13 protein-coding genes are annotated in these 14,542 nt (G+C 42.8%); 7 read left to right on the top strand and 6 right to left on the bottom strand.

All coding sequences use genetic code 11. From position 1 onward, the window contains the following. Complete coding sequence (locus GFC28_RS09060) at window positions 1–225, bottom strand: spore germination protein (protein ID WP_044745675.1); 225 nt, start codon at window positions 223–225, stop codon at window positions 1–3. A gap of 145 nt (window positions 226–370) precedes the next feature. On the opposite strand from GFC28_RS09060, the gene GFC28_RS09055 reads away from it, so the two are divergent. The 3 genes from GFC28_RS09055 to GFC28_RS09045 all read left to right on the top strand — a co-directional run bounded on the left by GFC28_RS09055 (window position 371) and on the right by GFC28_RS09045 (window position 3,711). Continuing rightward, the gene (locus GFC28_RS09055; RefSeq protein ID WP_044745676.1) at window positions 371–595 is read left to right on the top strand and encodes a spore germination protein; all 225 of its coding nucleotides are present in this window, start codon (window positions 371–373) and stop codon (window positions 593–595) included. Window positions 596–828: 233 nt separating this feature from the next. After that, window positions 829–2,421 carry a long-chain-fatty-acid--CoA ligase gene (locus tag GFC28_RS09050; protein WP_044745677.1) on the top strand — a complete coding sequence of 531 codons (1,593 nt, stop codon included), beginning with the start codon at window positions 829–831 and terminating at the stop codon, window positions 2,419–2,421. Window positions 2,422–2,529: 108 nt separating this feature from the next. Next, window positions 2,530–3,711 (top strand): DUF418 domain-containing protein, encoded by a 1,182-nt coding sequence (locus GFC28_RS09045; RefSeq protein WP_044745678.1) that lies wholly within the window; start codon window positions 2,530–2,532, stop codon window positions 3,709–3,711. A gap of 53 nt (window positions 3,712–3,764) precedes the next feature. Here GFC28_RS09045 and GFC28_RS09040 read toward each other — a convergent pair whose 3' ends face one another. Next, window positions 3,765–3,956 (bottom strand): aspartyl-phosphate phosphatase Spo0E family protein, encoded by a 192-nt coding sequence (locus GFC28_RS09040; protein WP_044745679.1) that lies wholly within the window; start codon window positions 3,954–3,956, stop codon window positions 3,765–3,767. A 198-nt stretch (window positions 3,957–4,154) separates the two neighbouring features. Here GFC28_RS09040 and GFC28_RS09035 point away from each other — a divergent pair, with 198 nt between their 5' ends. Then, window positions 4,155–5,057: a fumarylacetoacetate hydrolase family protein gene (locus tag GFC28_RS09035; RefSeq protein ID WP_044745680.1), complete on the top strand. Its 903-nt coding sequence runs from the start codon at window positions 4,155–4,157 to the stop codon at window positions 5,055–5,057. A 309-nt stretch (window positions 5,058–5,366) separates the two neighbouring features. Here the strand turns inward: GFC28_RS09035 and GFC28_RS09025 are convergent, their stop codons facing one another. Continuing rightward, window positions 5,367–6,560: an ornithine--oxo-acid transaminase gene (locus tag GFC28_RS09025; protein ID WP_044745682.1), complete on the bottom strand. Its 1,194-nt coding sequence runs from the start codon at window positions 6,558–6,560 to the stop codon at window positions 5,367–5,369. Between the two features lie 390 nt (window positions 6,561–6,950). Between GFC28_RS09025 and GFC28_RS09020 the strand changes: the two genes are divergently transcribed. After that, window positions 6,951–7,307: a YisL family protein gene (locus GFC28_RS09020; RefSeq protein WP_044745683.1), complete on the top strand. Its 357-nt coding sequence runs from the start codon at window positions 6,951–6,953 to the stop codon at window positions 7,305–7,307. Window positions 7,308–7,366: 59 nt separating this feature from the next. Here the strand turns inward: GFC28_RS09020 and GFC28_RS09015 are convergent, their stop codons facing one another. Continuing rightward, a complete protein-coding gene (locus GFC28_RS09015) occupies window positions 7,367–7,915 on the bottom strand; it encodes a DUF2777 family protein (protein ID WP_044745684.1) in 549 nt (182 codons plus the stop codon). Between the two features lie 322 nt (window positions 7,916–8,237). Here GFC28_RS09015 and asnB point away from each other — a divergent pair, with 322 nt between their 5' ends. Then, complete coding sequence (asnB, locus tag GFC28_RS09010; RefSeq protein ID WP_044745685.1) at window positions 8,238–10,085, top strand: asparagine synthase (glutamine-hydrolyzing); 1,848 nt, start codon at window positions 8,238–8,240, stop codon at window positions 10,083–10,085. 50 nt (window positions 10,086–10,135) lie between these two features. On the opposite strand, the gene GFC28_RS09005 is transcribed toward asnB, so the two are convergent. After that, complete coding sequence (locus tag GFC28_RS09005; RefSeq protein ID WP_369818786.1) at window positions 10,136–11,491, bottom strand: MATE family efflux transporter; 1,356 nt, start codon at window positions 11,489–11,491, stop codon at window positions 10,136–10,138. A 301-nt stretch (window positions 11,492–11,792) separates the two neighbouring features. Here GFC28_RS09005 and GFC28_RS09000 point away from each other — a divergent pair, with 301 nt between their 5' ends. Next, the gene (locus GFC28_RS09000) at window positions 11,793–12,656 is read left to right on the top strand and encodes an AraC family transcriptional regulator (protein ID WP_044745687.1); all 864 of its coding nucleotides are present in this window, start codon (window positions 11,793–11,795) and stop codon (window positions 12,654–12,656) included. A gap of 24 nt (window positions 12,657–12,680) precedes the next feature. Here GFC28_RS09000 and GFC28_RS08995 read toward each other — a convergent pair whose 3' ends face one another. Continuing rightward, a complete protein-coding gene (locus tag GFC28_RS08995; protein WP_044745688.1) occupies window positions 12,681–14,453 on the bottom strand; it encodes an alpha-glycosidase in 1,773 nt (590 codons plus the stop codon). Window positions 14,454–14,542 lie beyond the last annotated feature (89 nt).

The raw sequence follows: 14,542 nt of genomic DNA, 5'->3' as shown, positions 1-14,542 counted from the left end.
TTAATTGTTGGCGACATTATTGGCATCATTAACGTCAGGATCGGATGTGTTTGTAAAGCTGACAAATGTGTTGGTTTGCAAAAAATCTCCGTTATTTCCGCCGCCGGCACCTTGATTGGATTTTAAGGCGCTTTTTGGCGCGATTTGCAGTACATCGCCAAAATTGACGGTTCCATCGCCGCTGACATGTGTGATTTTTATAGGCCCCCCGATAAAAGATGGCATGTGACCACGTCCTTTCTCATCATAGGTATCTGTTTATCATTATATGGAGGTGGAAATAAAGTGTTGAATATAAGATGGATGTCCCTATCGTTTTTTGTTTGCTCTTCATAAAATAACAGTAATACAAAAAAAGAGGATGATCGACATGCCAGCATTGATTTTGGGCGGTATCATGGTGACAAGCATTAGCGGAAATGGAACGGTAAATCTAGGAGATGTTTTACAAATTGCGCCAAAAAGTACAGCAAAGGCTTTTCATGGAGGCGGCGGAGATAATGTAGGGAATTTTATTCAAACGAATGTATTGTTTAGTGTCACTAATACTTTGGATCCAAGCTTGAAGGACGCTAGCAATATTGGAAACAACTAAAAGCGCTACAAACCTGTAGCGCTTTTCTTATGTAAAGGCTGTTTGAAGATATTTTGGAGAGATCGGCAGCCGGCCACGCCAAAATGTGATGTCGAAGTCGGCTTTCGCCTAGAGAGCAATGTGCTGGATCATTGATCCATACAAATGTGAAATAGTAAGTTACATCTATATCACCCATGTGTTATAATTTTATTGAATTTTCAGATAGATAAACACGGAGGGGAGAGAGAAAAATGAAAGTACCGTTGCTGCTGACCCAGTTTTTGGACCGAGCGGTGTCGTTATACGGCGACAAAATAGGGGTGATTGACGAAGGAAAGGAGCTTACATATCGCGAGCTAAATGACAGAGTCAATCAACTGTCACACGGTCTGAGGGATTTGGGGGTAAAAAAAGGGGATCGCGTGGCGTATTTGGCTCCGAATACGCTTGAAATGCTCGAAGGATTTTATGGGGTGTTTCAGCTTGGCGCGGTCATGGTTCCGTTAAACATTCGCTTAAAACCAGACGATTATTTGTTTATTTTAAATCATAGTGAAAGCAAAGTGCTGTTTGTAGATCAAGAGCTGTACCACTTGATTTTGCCGATTAAGGACAAGCTTGAAACCATCGAAGCGATCATTGTTCATAGGAAAAATCCGGAAACGAATGAAATCGCTTACGATGAATGGCTGACGCAGTTCACTTCTGCGCCATTCCAGCGCCCTGATATCGACGAGGATGATGTATGCAGCCTTCTGTATACGAGCGGAACAACCGGAAATCCGAAAGGGGTCATGCTTACACACCGGAATAATTATCTTCATGCACTAATAACGATGCATCACCTGCGCGTATCAGATCGCGATAACTATTTGCATGTGCTGCCAATGTTCCATGTGAATGGGTGGGGATCTCCGTTTTATTATACGGCGAATGGAGCGACGCATATTTGCTTGCGAAAAGCGGCGCCAGAGCTGATTTTTGAATACATTCAAAAATATCAGGTTAATGTGATGCATATGGCTCCCACTGTGCTCAATTCATTATTGCAATATTACGAACAGCATGTTCCTATTATGGAGCATCCCGTTCGTGTTGTCATCGCTGGTTCCGCACCGCCGCCGGCCTTTGTCACACGCGTAGAAAAAGAGCTGGGCTGGGAGTTTATCCAAGTGTATGGCATGACGGAATCGTCGCCGCTAAGCACTGTTTCTACGATCCGCTCGCATCTAAGCGACTTGCCTCTTCATGAACAATACCGGATGAAAGCAAAGGCGGGACACGCCATGATCGGTTGCGAAGTAAAAGTGGTGAACGAGCATGGTGAAGCCGTTCCACATGACGGTCAAACGATTGGAGAAGTCGTTGTGCGCAGCAACGGTGTAATGAAAGGATATTGGAAAAATCCCGAGGCAACGATGGAAACGATCCGAAACGGCTGGCTTCATACAGGAGACATGGCTACAGTTGATTCGTATGGAAATATTGATATCGTTGATAGAAAAAAAGATATTATTATTAGTGGCGGCGAAAATATTTCTTCCATTGAGGTGGAAGGTGTTCTGTATGATCATCCATCCGTGTTGGAGGTGGCAGTGATTGCTGTGCCCCATGAAAAGTGGGGAGAAACGCCACATGCATTTGTCGTGACACGCCCAGGACATATGGTTACAGAGCAGGAGCTTATTGCTTTTTCACGAGAAAGACTCGCACATTTTAAAGCCATTACAGGTGTGACATTTGTGGATGAGCTTCCGAAAACGGCATCAGGGAAAATTCAAAAAGTGCATTTGCGCAAGGAATATTGGGCGTCCATTGGAAAAGCAGACAGATATGTAAACTAAACGCGCAATGTCTTGGGGAGGAAAGGCCATTTGTTCATTGACAGATGGCCTTTGTTTTTTATATTGTTGAAGACATGAGCAGGCATGAGTGAATGGTGAGGTAAGACAATGAGCGAATTTCATTCTATTTCTGATACAGAACGTATTCAATCTGTCGATATGATGCGGGGGATTGCTATTTTGGGCATTTTTCTAGTCAATATGCCCCATTTTAACTCTCCTATCATGTATTTGAGCCAAGGAAGCGGGTCGAGCCGTGCTTCCGATCGCTTGACGGAAAAAATGATTGATATTTTTGCTGAAGCTAGCTTCTATCCGTTATTTGCTTTTTTATTCGGTTTTGGCGTCATCATCTTTCGTGAACGAGTGCTTATGAAAAAGAGGCCGTTTGTCCGGCTTTTTGCCAGAAGAATGATTTCCTTGCTTTTAATCGGATGTCTCCATGCCTTTCTGATCTGGTATGGCGATATTTTAATTTCCTATGCTCTTACTGGAATGTTTATGCTATTGTTTCATCGAGCGTCCCCGCGTTCTCTCTTTGTCTGGGCATTGCTGCTTTGGCTCGTTCCCAACGGACTGCTTAGCGCTTTATTGGGGATTGCAGTATGGATAGAGCCTGGAAATTCGGATGCACCATCTGACGAAACCTTGGCTCACGAGGCTCTTCATCATTACCGAGACGGTACATTTGCAGAGATTTTGCAGCAGCGTTGGCACGACTGGATGTATGTAAACAACGCAGAAGGAACGATCTTTATTATTCTTTCGCTTTTGCCCATGTTTTTGTTCGGGGCGTATGTTGCCAAACAACAATGGTTTTCCTCTATTTGTGCCAATAAAAAAACATTGAAAAAACTGTGGATTTTCACTCTTTTGTTTGGCTGGAGCTTGAAGCTTTTGCCGTACTGGGCGGAAAGAAATATGGCGACAGAATATGTACAAAACATGCTGGGCGGGCCATTAACTTCTATTTTTTATGTGACCACCATTGCGTTATGTTCCGATATGAGATGGGGAAATAAAATTCTTTCCATTTTTGCAGCTGTAGGCAAAATGTCGCTAACAAATTATTTATTTCAATCTATTTTGTGCACGTTATTGTTTTACCATTATGGCTTTGGATTATATGGAACGGTTCGTCCATTTTACGGATTACTGTTGGCGATTTTCATTTATAGCCTGCAAGTGGTCATCAGCAACAGATGGATGAAGCACTATCGAACAGGACCAGTAGAATGGCTATGGAGAACAATCATATATGGGCAGAAGCAGCCGTTTAAAAGAACATAAAGAGATTCATGATAAAATAAAAAATCTACTGAATCGGCTTTTTCAGTAGATTTTTATTCGATGCGAAGATAGGCGGATTTAGAAAGAGAATAATGATGCTGCTTAGAGGCTAGAGCCTCTCTTAATTGAATATTTAACAACTCATCGAGCTCCTGGCTGCACTGAATGGTTTCTTTGGCAGTTAGACCATATGTTAAAGCTAACTCAATCATCTGTTGTCTTTTTTCTTCAATCAACATGATCATTGTTTTTCACCAACGTTTTATTATGATGTTTTAGGAATTTAGTATGGCGAATAGTATATCATCATTATACATAGAATGGGAAAGAAGGGAAGAGATTCGCTAAAAAAAGACATAATATTCTATATTTCTACAAATTTTTGGGAGGGTTTGGACGAAAAGATAGAGAATAATCAAAGGGAGAAAGGGAGGTCAAGGATCATGAAATTTGTGACAGCTAAGCGCCAAGGAACGTCATTTGTCGGCGTACTAAGCGCTCAAAATGAAGTCATTCACTTGCAAATGGCGGAGCAGGCCATGGGAGAGGAGTCCACGCTGCCCCACTCACTTATTGAGTGCATCGCGCTTGGTGATGCGTTTGTCGATAAAGTGCAGGAAATTGTCACATGGAGCGAGAAGCAGCGAGCTGCTGATTATGTCTATCCACTTGAAAGCGTCCAGCTGTTGGCGCCGATTCCGCGCCCTCTCAAAAATATTTTTTGCGTCGGGAAAAACTATGTCGATCATGCACTTGAGATTGGAAGCGCGGATGACATTCCGAAACATCTGATGCTGTTTTCTAAAGCGCCAACAACCGTAACAGGACATGAGTCCCTTGTTTTGCGCCATGCCCATGTGACAGAAGAATTAGATTATGAGGGAGAATTAGCGGTTGTCATCGGCAAAAAAGGAAAAGGCATTAAAGAAGAAGAAGCGTTGGACTATGTATTTGGTTATACAATCATCAACGATATTACAGCGCGGGATTTACAGCAGCGCCATCAACAGTTTTTGCTTGGCAAAAGCTTGGATACGTTTTGTCCGATGGGGCCATGGATCGTACACAAGTCGCTGATCCCTAACCCGAACCGCTTGCATATTGAAACGAAAGTGAATGGGGAAATACGGCAAAAAGCGAATACCGAACAGTTTATTTTTTCGGTTGAAACGATTATTTCTACGATTTCACAAGGAATGACGTTAGAGCCTGGCGACATTATTGCGACAGGAACGCCGGCCGGAGTCGGAAAAGGCATGAAACCGCCGCGTTTTTTGCAATCAGGGGACAGCGTGGAAATCACCATCGAAAAAATCGGCACGCTTCGCAATCGAATTGGCGAATAAGAATGTCATAAACGAGGGCTTTCCTCATCCGGAAAGCCCTTGTCAGACTGCTTAAACGCTTTTGTCTTTCATCACTGGCTTCGCTCCTCAGCCCCTAAACGTCCTTGGCCAATTGGCATCTTCGCTAAAGCACAGCCCCTTTGTCTGCCAAGTGCTTTCAAGTGAGTCTGATGTGAAACCAGCCCAATCCATGAAGGATGGTCAAAATGGCTGCAGAGTCTGTCCAGAAAGTCAACTCTATAAAGCATTAAAGGGGCGTCTATAAGCCGGAAAACCGACTTATTAAGCCCCTGCTGTTCTCTTTGTTTTTTATTCATTAAACACCTTTTTCACTTTTTCGATTGCCCAGTCCAACTGTTCTTTCGTGATGATCAATGGAGGGGCGAAACGAATGACAGTGTCATGTGTCTCTTTGCATAGTAATCCTTCATTCTGCAATTTTTCACAATATGGACGGGCAGGCCCATGCAATTCAACGCCGATAAATAATCCGCGGCCACGGACCTCTTTAATATCAGGATGCTGAATTTCACGTAATTCCCCTTGGAAATAATTACCTAATTCAAAAGAACGTTCTGCTAGTTTTTCTTCAACAAGAACGTCGATGGCTGCGATGGAAACAGCGCAAGCGAGCGGATTACCACCGAAGGTCGAACCGTGTGAACCTGGATTGAAAACGCCTAAAATATCGCGATTGGCGGCTACGCAAGAAATCGGGAATACACCGCCGCCTAGCGCTTTGCCGAGGATGTACATATCCGGCACAACATTTTCCCAATCGCATGCAAACATTTTTCCTGAGCGGCCTAGGCCAGCTTGAATTTCGTCGGCAATATACAATACGTTGTGTTGTTTACATACTTCATAGGCGGCTTTTAAAAATCCTTCTGGAGGAATATTAATGCCTGCCTCCCCTTGGATCGGTTCAAAGATAAAGGCAGCCGTATTTGGTGTAATCGCTTTCTTTAATGCTTCCACATCGCCAAATGAGATCACTTTGATGCCAGGAAGCATCGGTCCGAATCCGCGCTGATACTCAGGGTTGGAAGACATGGAAACAGCGGTCATTGTCCGTCCGTGGAAATTATCTTCGCAAACGATAATTTCCGCTTTATTTTCTTCGATGCCTTTGACATCATACGCCCAGCGGCGCGCAGCTTTCACGGCTGTTTCTACCGCTTCTGCGCCTGTATTCATTGGTAAAACCATGTCTTTTCCTGTTAATTTGGCTACTTTTTCATACCAAGGGCCCAACTGATCGTTATGAAACGCTCGAGATGTTAAGGTAATGCGGTCTGCCTGTTCCTTGAGCGCTTGAATGATTTTCGGATGACGATGTCCTTGGTTGACGGCAGAATAGGCGCTTAACATATCCATATAACGATTGCCTTCAGGGTCTTCTACCCATACGCCTTCTCCTTTAGAAAGAACGACTGGCAGCGGATGATAGTTGTTTGCGCCAAACTGCTCAGTTAAGTGAATGATTTCTGTTGTTTTGCTCATGTGTGCTCCTCCTATTTGCAATATTCGCTCCATTATATATTATAGCAAAAATTATACGAGCTTGTTAGATTGGGAAAAAGAAGGAACTTTATGGCCTTTGTCCATTTTCTTGCTTGCAAAGAGAGCTTCTTACCTGATGGCGCGATGGAGCATCGCGTATGACGATATAAATACAACTCGATTCCTTCATTTTGTTTCCGTGTGAACAGGTGATGATCCAACTTCGGCGATCGCTCGACCGTCGAAAAATGGGGGCTCTGTTTTGGAAACGGCTATACGGCTTATCTTTTGATGATATGTATTCTATTTATAGACAAGCATGCCATTTCGTTTTTTTACAAAAACATGCTATGATGAAGAAAACGAATGCTGGAAAGGAGATCATTTTCGATGACGCATGCACACATTACAACATGGGTGATTGCTTTCATTTTATTTTTTGTTTCTTTGTCGATGTACAAAGCTCATTCTCCGAAGGCGAAAATCGCCCATATGGTTTTGCGCTTGTTTTATCTGCTCATTATCGCTACTGGAGCGATGCTATTGTTTAGCTTGTATTCGATTTCAGCGCTGTATATCGTAAAAGCGATTGTCGGTCTTTGGGTCATTGTCGCGATGGAGATGGTGACGGTCCGCGCCAAAAAGGGAGAGCGTGCCCAAAGTGCTTGGATTCAGCTTGTACTGGCTTTTGTGCTTGTTTTATATTTAGGACTTAAGCTTCCGTTAGGATTCCATGTTTTTTCCTAAACGACAGTCAAGTATTACTTATATTGAAAAGGGTGTCCCAATTACTGTGGACACCCTTTTTAGCTGATTTGTGTGCAAATAAACCGATTGCCTGTATGGAACGTCATTTCAAAGCGATCTTTATTCGTTTCGCCTCGCTCATAATAGTGTTGCACGTTCCCGATCAGCTCTGTATTATCAAAAATCATAAAATTGACGCCTGTACGCTTCTCAAACAAGAGCCCGTTATAGCAATACAGACAATCGTATAATGAAAAATTCAGTTTATTTAGCCATTCAATGAAGCCAAAAAACGTTTTTTCAGGAAGAGCATCGAGCCAGCTGCGATAGGCATACGGCAATCGTTTGCGAAAACGAACCAGCTCGCCCTTTTGCAGTAAAACTCTTGTTCCAGATAATTGAATTTCTCCATTGTGTTGATAATATCCGCGAAGCCAGCGGCCGAATCGGAAAATTTCGATTTCCTCATCACTCCACTCTGCAAGCAGTCCTGCTTCTTCCTCTTCTTCATCAAAAAAAAACCATTCCCCGTTTACATATTCAATTTCTCCTTGTATATAAGCGCGCTGTTGGGCGGGAATCTGTGCCAATTTTTGTTCAAGAGTCAATTTTCCTCATCTCCTTTCTTTTTTCGTTTTCACCTATTTGCCCATCATTTATTCACTCTATTGGACAATTCATCGAAATCACTGCATTTGCATACAATGAAAGCATGCCATAAAGGAAAACGGCGGAGAACGCTTAGCTTTAGAGAGAAAGATGGATTGACAAAGTTTACTCGCTCCACCCGGAGGGAGTTGGTTTCGCACAAGAGAGACGGTCGCCAGAGTAGATAAAGAAAAAAGCGGCGACGAGCGCCTAGCGCTTAGCTGCATATAATGAAAAAAAGCAACCTGTTTTTACGCTGAAGAAAAGAAAGGATTGATTCATATGTGTGGGATCACCGGTTGGGTGGATTTCCAGCGAGAGATGCGCACTGCACAACCAACCATTGAAAAAATGACGGAAGCATTGGCAAAGCGCGGTCCAGATGATACAAACTACTGGTTAGACCAGCATGTGGCATTTGGACATAAACGACTTGTCGTCGTCGATCCGGCAGGCGGCATACAGCCGATGACAAGACAAAAACATGGCAGTGATTATACGATTTGTTATAATGGCGAACTGTATAATACCGAAGAAATTCGCAAAGAGCTTTTAAAAAGAGGCTATACATTTCAAGGCCATTCGGATACAGAAGTATTATTAACAGCCTATATCGAGTGGCAAGAAACATGTGTGGACTATCTTAATGGAATTTTTGCATTCGCCATTTGGGATGGAAAAAATGAAAAATTGTTTTTAGCAAGGGATCGCTTAGGAGTTAAACCGCTTTTTTACCGCCATATTGGAGGCAGTTTATTATTTGGTTCCGAGATTAAAGCGATTTTGGCACATCCTGAAGTAAAGACAGAAATCGGCCGCGAAGGATTGGCGGAAGTGTTTGGATTGGGGCCGTCTCGAACTCCAGGGCACGGAGTATTTAATGGCATTCATGAATTGCGTCCAGCCCATATGCTTGTCTATTCGCGAGAAGGTATCAACATTCGCCGCTATTGGAACGTAAAAAGCCATGTCCACTCCGATTCGCTTGAAGAGACGGTAGAAAAAGTGCGTTTTCTACTGACTGATGCAGTGACGCGACAGCTTGTATCCGATGTACCTGTTTGTACGTTTTTATCAGGTGGGGTGGACTCAAGCGCCATTACTGCCATAGCCGCCAATGCGTTTGAAAAGGATGGGAAAGGCCCGCTGCATACGTATTCGATTGATTATGAAGGGAATGATCAGTACTTTACAGCGAATGATTTTCAACCGAATGCCGATGGTCCTTGGATTGAGAAAATGTCGAATACATTTTCGACGATTCACCATCGTTGTGTCATCTCGCAGCAGGATTTAGCTGATTATTTAACAGAGGCCGTTACGGTACGTGATTTGCCAGGAATGGCCGATGTAGACTCATCGTTGCTTTGGTTTTGTCAACAAATTAAGAAAGACTTTGTTGTTAGCTTATCAGGAGAGTGCGCCGATGAGATTTTTGGCGGATACCCTTGGTTTCATCGCCCAGATGATTTGGCGCGAAATGGATTCCCTTGGATGCGGTCCACGGAGGCACGAATGGATTTGCTTCAAGAAAAATGGCGGAAAAAATTGCGTTTAGATGAGTATGTGCAAACGCGATTTCGTGAAACGATCGCAGAGGTTCCAAGATTGGAAGGAGAGAGTGCCGTCGAAGCGAAGCGGCGCGAGCTGTTTTATTTAAATATGATTTGGTTTATGACAACCCTTCTTGATCGCAAAGACCGAATGAGCATGGGAGCGAGCCTAGAGGTGCGTGTGCCATTTGCCGATCACCGTTTAGTAGAATATGTATGGAACATTCCATGGGAAATGAAAATGTACGGAAATCGAGAAAAAGGAATATTGCGTCGAGCGCTTGAAGGAATTTTGCCAGAAGAAGTGCTATATCGCAAGAAAAGCCCTTATCCGAAAACACATCATCCTCTTTATACAGAATTAGTCAAAGCGAGACTGAAAGAAATATTAAAAGAGCGATCCTCTGCACTGTATGAATTTTTTGAAGCTGAAAAGCTAAAAGAAATGGTGGAAACAGGGGGGAAATCATTTCAAACGCCTTGGTTTGGCCAGCTGATGACAGGCCCGCAGCTGCTTGCTTATTTGTGCCAAGTTCATACTTGGTTCGAGCATTACTCCATTCAAATTAAAGATTAAAAAAGAAAAAGGAGAAGCTTTTGTTTACCAAGCTTCTCCTTTGCTTTTTATCATGTCGTTCCCACGGGGAATTGGACAAGGGATTTATGGCACCAAGCCTTTGATCGCCAGCGCCATAGCATGAATAGTCCACGCAGCCATTCATCAGCAATAAAAGAAATCCAAATACCGATGAGCCCCAAACCAAAATAAATGCCAAGAATATAGGAAAGTGCGACGCTTACTCCCCACATCGATGCAATTCCCATGTAAACAGGAAACTGCACATCGCCCGCTGCCCGGAGCGAACTAATAATCACTAGATTAAATGAACGGCCCGGTTCAAGTAAAATAGTTAGCAATAACAGCGTTTTTCCCATTTCGATGATCTCTTTGTTATGTGTAAAAAATGAGAGCAGGGGTTCAGCCAATAGATAGCATGTAAAAGCCATAGCAATAGAAATGGAGATGGCGCTATACAAACTTTTTAAGCAGCGCGCGTATGCTTGCTCATATTGCTTGGCTCCAACGAAATAACCGACGAGAATTTGCGTACCTTGGCCGACGGCAATGCCAAACAGAAAAACAAACATGATCAAATTTTGCGTATAGATTTTTGCTGTTAGCGCTTCAGTTCCCATCCATGTAATAAAGTATGTGATCACCATTTGCGCTGTATTGTAGGCCAAATTTTCTCCGGCAGCAGGGATGCCGATTTTCAGCAAGCTACGAATGTGATGCATAGGCAAATAGACGAAGCGTGATAGCGACGGAATCAAGTTCGTTCGCTTGGCCAAAAGGAAAAAGATAGCGATTAATGCGATGATTCGACTAATGGTGGTAGAAATGGCGACTCCTTTGACCCCTAAAACCGGAAGACCAAATGGCCCGAAAATAGAAATGTAATTTCCGATGATATGAAGGATGTTCATGCCGACGGTAATATACATCGTGTCGCGAGTATACCCATGGCTTTTTAAAATGGCCCCAGCCGTCATCATAAGAGCCTGAACAAATAAAAAACCGCCAACGATGGCTAAATAAGAATAGGCTTCATCTAAAAGTTCATCAGGCAGCTTCATGGCATATAATAGTTGCTTTCCAAATAACAGGAGAATGGCACTAAGAAAAAAACTAAAGAAAAAGTTAGCGCTTATGGAAGCAAGGGCAACTTCTCTCGTATTTTTGACATCTTTTGCGCCGATATATTGAGCGACTAAAATAGCAGTCCCCATTGCCACAAAATCGAACATGACGATAACAAGAAAAATAATTTGGTTCGCGACGCCAACAGCGGCGACGGCCTGATCAGAATAGTGGCTGAGCATGAGTGTATCAGCACTGCCCATCAACATATACAGAAGCGTTTCGATAAAAATCGGCCAAGTCAGTGCGAATAATGACAAGCGTTTATGATTAGACATAATCATTCCCTCCTTTATAGCTGAAAGCGACGGCAGTCGATTGCCCGGCCGTCGAAATCGGTGATTATCGGCTCGTTTGAGGACAAAAAATGTGGACGCATCAAACTTAAATAAACGCCATTTGATCCTGGTATATATCAATCATTTTTATTTAGTTCTTTCATTGATTGAAACGTTTTCGATTTTGATTGATGCCGATTTTTTTATAAATAAAAGCTATATTCAGTGTATCGATTTTACGGCATAATAAAAGGGAGCAACACGATTCGATTTGTATATTTCCGACATAAAGAGGAGATTGATTATGCGGCATATTGCCTTTAGGTGTCCGCCTTTTCCGACCTTTATTAAGGGAGGAGAGGCGATGTTTGTGCAAGGAAAAAAACACTTCAAGCGAACTTTTTCAGTATTTGATTTGCTGTATGTAAAGCGAGGCTGCTTATTTATGGCAGAGGAAGATCAGCTATTTGAAGTAAAAGAAGGAACCTATATGATTCTGATACCGCAACGCGGACATTATGGTTATCGCCCATGTGTGGAAGATACCTTGTTTGTCTGGCTTCATTTCACCATGGAGCAACATTATGAGATCCTTCCCAAAGGAGAAATCACTTGGCATGATGTAATGGAACGAGAAGCATCATATGTAGAGGCAGCACAATATCAATTTTACTTGCCGCAGTTTGGGGTAATGAAGCAAAAAGAAAGAATGGAGCAATTGCTGGAACAAGTGGTTCATTTAGAGCACGATAGCTCTCCTGATCGTGCGCTTAAACAGCAGATTTATTTCGCGGAGTTTCTCGTGCAGCTTCAGAAACAAGCATTGGACATTCCAACGGCATCAGAAAAAGTATGTGCCGAAGCTGTTCAATATATCCATAAGCACTATCGTGAGCCTTTTGAGATGAAAAAATTAGCTCGATCGTTGCGCTTTCATCCAGACTATATCACGCGCTGCATGCAAAAAACGATGGGAATGAGCGTCATGCAATATTTGCATTACTATCGGATAGCTCAGGCGAAAAAGCAGCTGGCAGAAACGAACGATACGATTGATTCCATCGCCAAGCGGGTAGGAATTGAAGATGCCGCTTACTTTTCCCGCTTGTTTAAAAAAGTGGAGGGAGTGACGCCAACAGAGTACCGCCGCATCGTTTACCGCATATGAAAAGCGAGGAGATGCTTCCTCGCTTTATAACCAATCTTCGATTTTATAGATGAAAAATCCGTATGGTGGAAGTGTCGACTTTAATGTGTCAGCCTCAGCTGCAAACTGCTCATTTGTCCATAAATTCGTGAGCAGCTTTCCTTTTAGAGAGAGAGGCAAGGTGATCTCTATTTCTTGTTCGTTATTGTTCACGAGGAAAATGATCGCTTCTTCTTCGCATGTTTTCATATAGATCAAATGATTCGTTTCATCATTTGCATCGATAAAATGAAGATTTCCGCGATTTCCAAATGCCTTATAAGCCTTGCGCAATGCAATAAGCTTTTGGACATGTCTAAAAAGCTCGCGATTTTGCTGATGTTCATCCCATATCATGCATTTGCGGCAGCCTGGGTCTTGATCGCCTGTTATTCCAATTTCATCGCCATAATAGATGCAAGGTGTTCCTGTAAAAGAGAGCTGGAATAAAAACGAGAGCTTTGCTTTCCGCACATCCTCTTTGCAGAGAGTCAGCAGACGAGGCGTATCGTGACTGCCGAGTAAATTAAATGCTACTTCATTTACATTCGTTGGATAGGAATGGAGCACATGTGTCATCATTCCGACAAATTGTGAAGCGCGAATCTCATGTTGAGCAAAGAAACGAAGGGTCCCATTTGTAAAAGGATAATTCATCACAGCGTCGAATTGGTCGCCGCGCAGCCAAGGCATAGCATCATGCCAAATTTCTCCAAGAATATAGGCGTCTGGTTTGATCGTTTTCACCGCTTGGCGAAACTCGCGCCAAAATTGATGATCGACCTCATTAGCGACATCTAAGCGCCAGCCATCAATATCAAATTCACGAATCCAATAAGTCGCCACATCTAATAAATAGTTTTTCACCTCTTGGTTTTCTGTATTCAGCTTTGGCATATTCGGAGTAAAAGCAAATGTATCATAGTTTGGACGCGGCACGGTTTGCAGTGGGAATTCGCGAATATGAAACCAATGTTTATACTTAGAATTTTCTCCATATTTCAGCACGTCTTGAAATGGAGGAAATTCGTAACCGCTATGATTAAAAACCGCATCAAGCATGACGCGAATGCCTTTTTGATGGCAAAGCTCCACAAGCCTTTTAAATGTCTGTTTATCTCCAAATTGCGGATCAATTTCAAAATAATCGATCGTATCATATTTATGATTGGATGATGCTTTAAAGATAGGCGTGAAATAAATTCCATTAACTCCTAGATCAACGAGATGATCCAGTTTCTGAATAATGCCCTCAAAATCTCCACCGAAAAAGCTGGTCGGCGTAGGATCAGCGCTTCCCCACGGCAATGTTCCAGCAGGATTCAATGCTTCATTGCCATTGGCAAAGCGCTCTGGGAAAATTTGATACCAAATGGTATCTTTTACCCACTCGGGTGCTTGGAACACATCGATTTTGTTTAAAAAAGGAAAACAAAAATAATAAGCGGTATCATCCATCGGTGCCGTTCTGTAAAATCCTTTTTCTGTATAAACGATTTGCTCGTTGTTGCTTGTCAGTTCGAAACCGTAACGGAGGCGACGATATGGAGGAGTTAAGGCGATAAACCAATAATCAAACAGTTCATCTGTTCCGCTTTTTTGCATAGATTGATAGCTTACCTGCCAATGGCCGTTTTCCCATTCGTATGGATCGCCGTAAATAAGGCGGACATGCTCGACGTCATTTTTTTTTGTCCGCAATCGTATATGTAGTGTTTGCTCGTCATATGCATAAGCAAAGTTGTCTTTTGGACGATGATAAATGGCTTCTTTGAACATGGAATCAGCTCCTTTAAAAAAGATTAAGTGCAAGCGATTGCCATTTGGTTACACAGTGACAAGATGAATATGCTAGCTTGTTTGTTATT

Origin of the sequence: Anoxybacillus sp. B2M1 (assembly GCF_001634265.1) — a bacterium.
In the GTDB taxonomy this organism is placed as follows: domain Bacteria; phylum Bacillota; class Bacilli; order Bacillales; family Anoxybacillaceae; genus Anoxybacteroides; species Anoxybacteroides rupiense.
The sequence above is the reverse complement of the archived record's forward strand: the minus strand, read 5'-3'. Positions and strand labels throughout refer to the sequence as shown.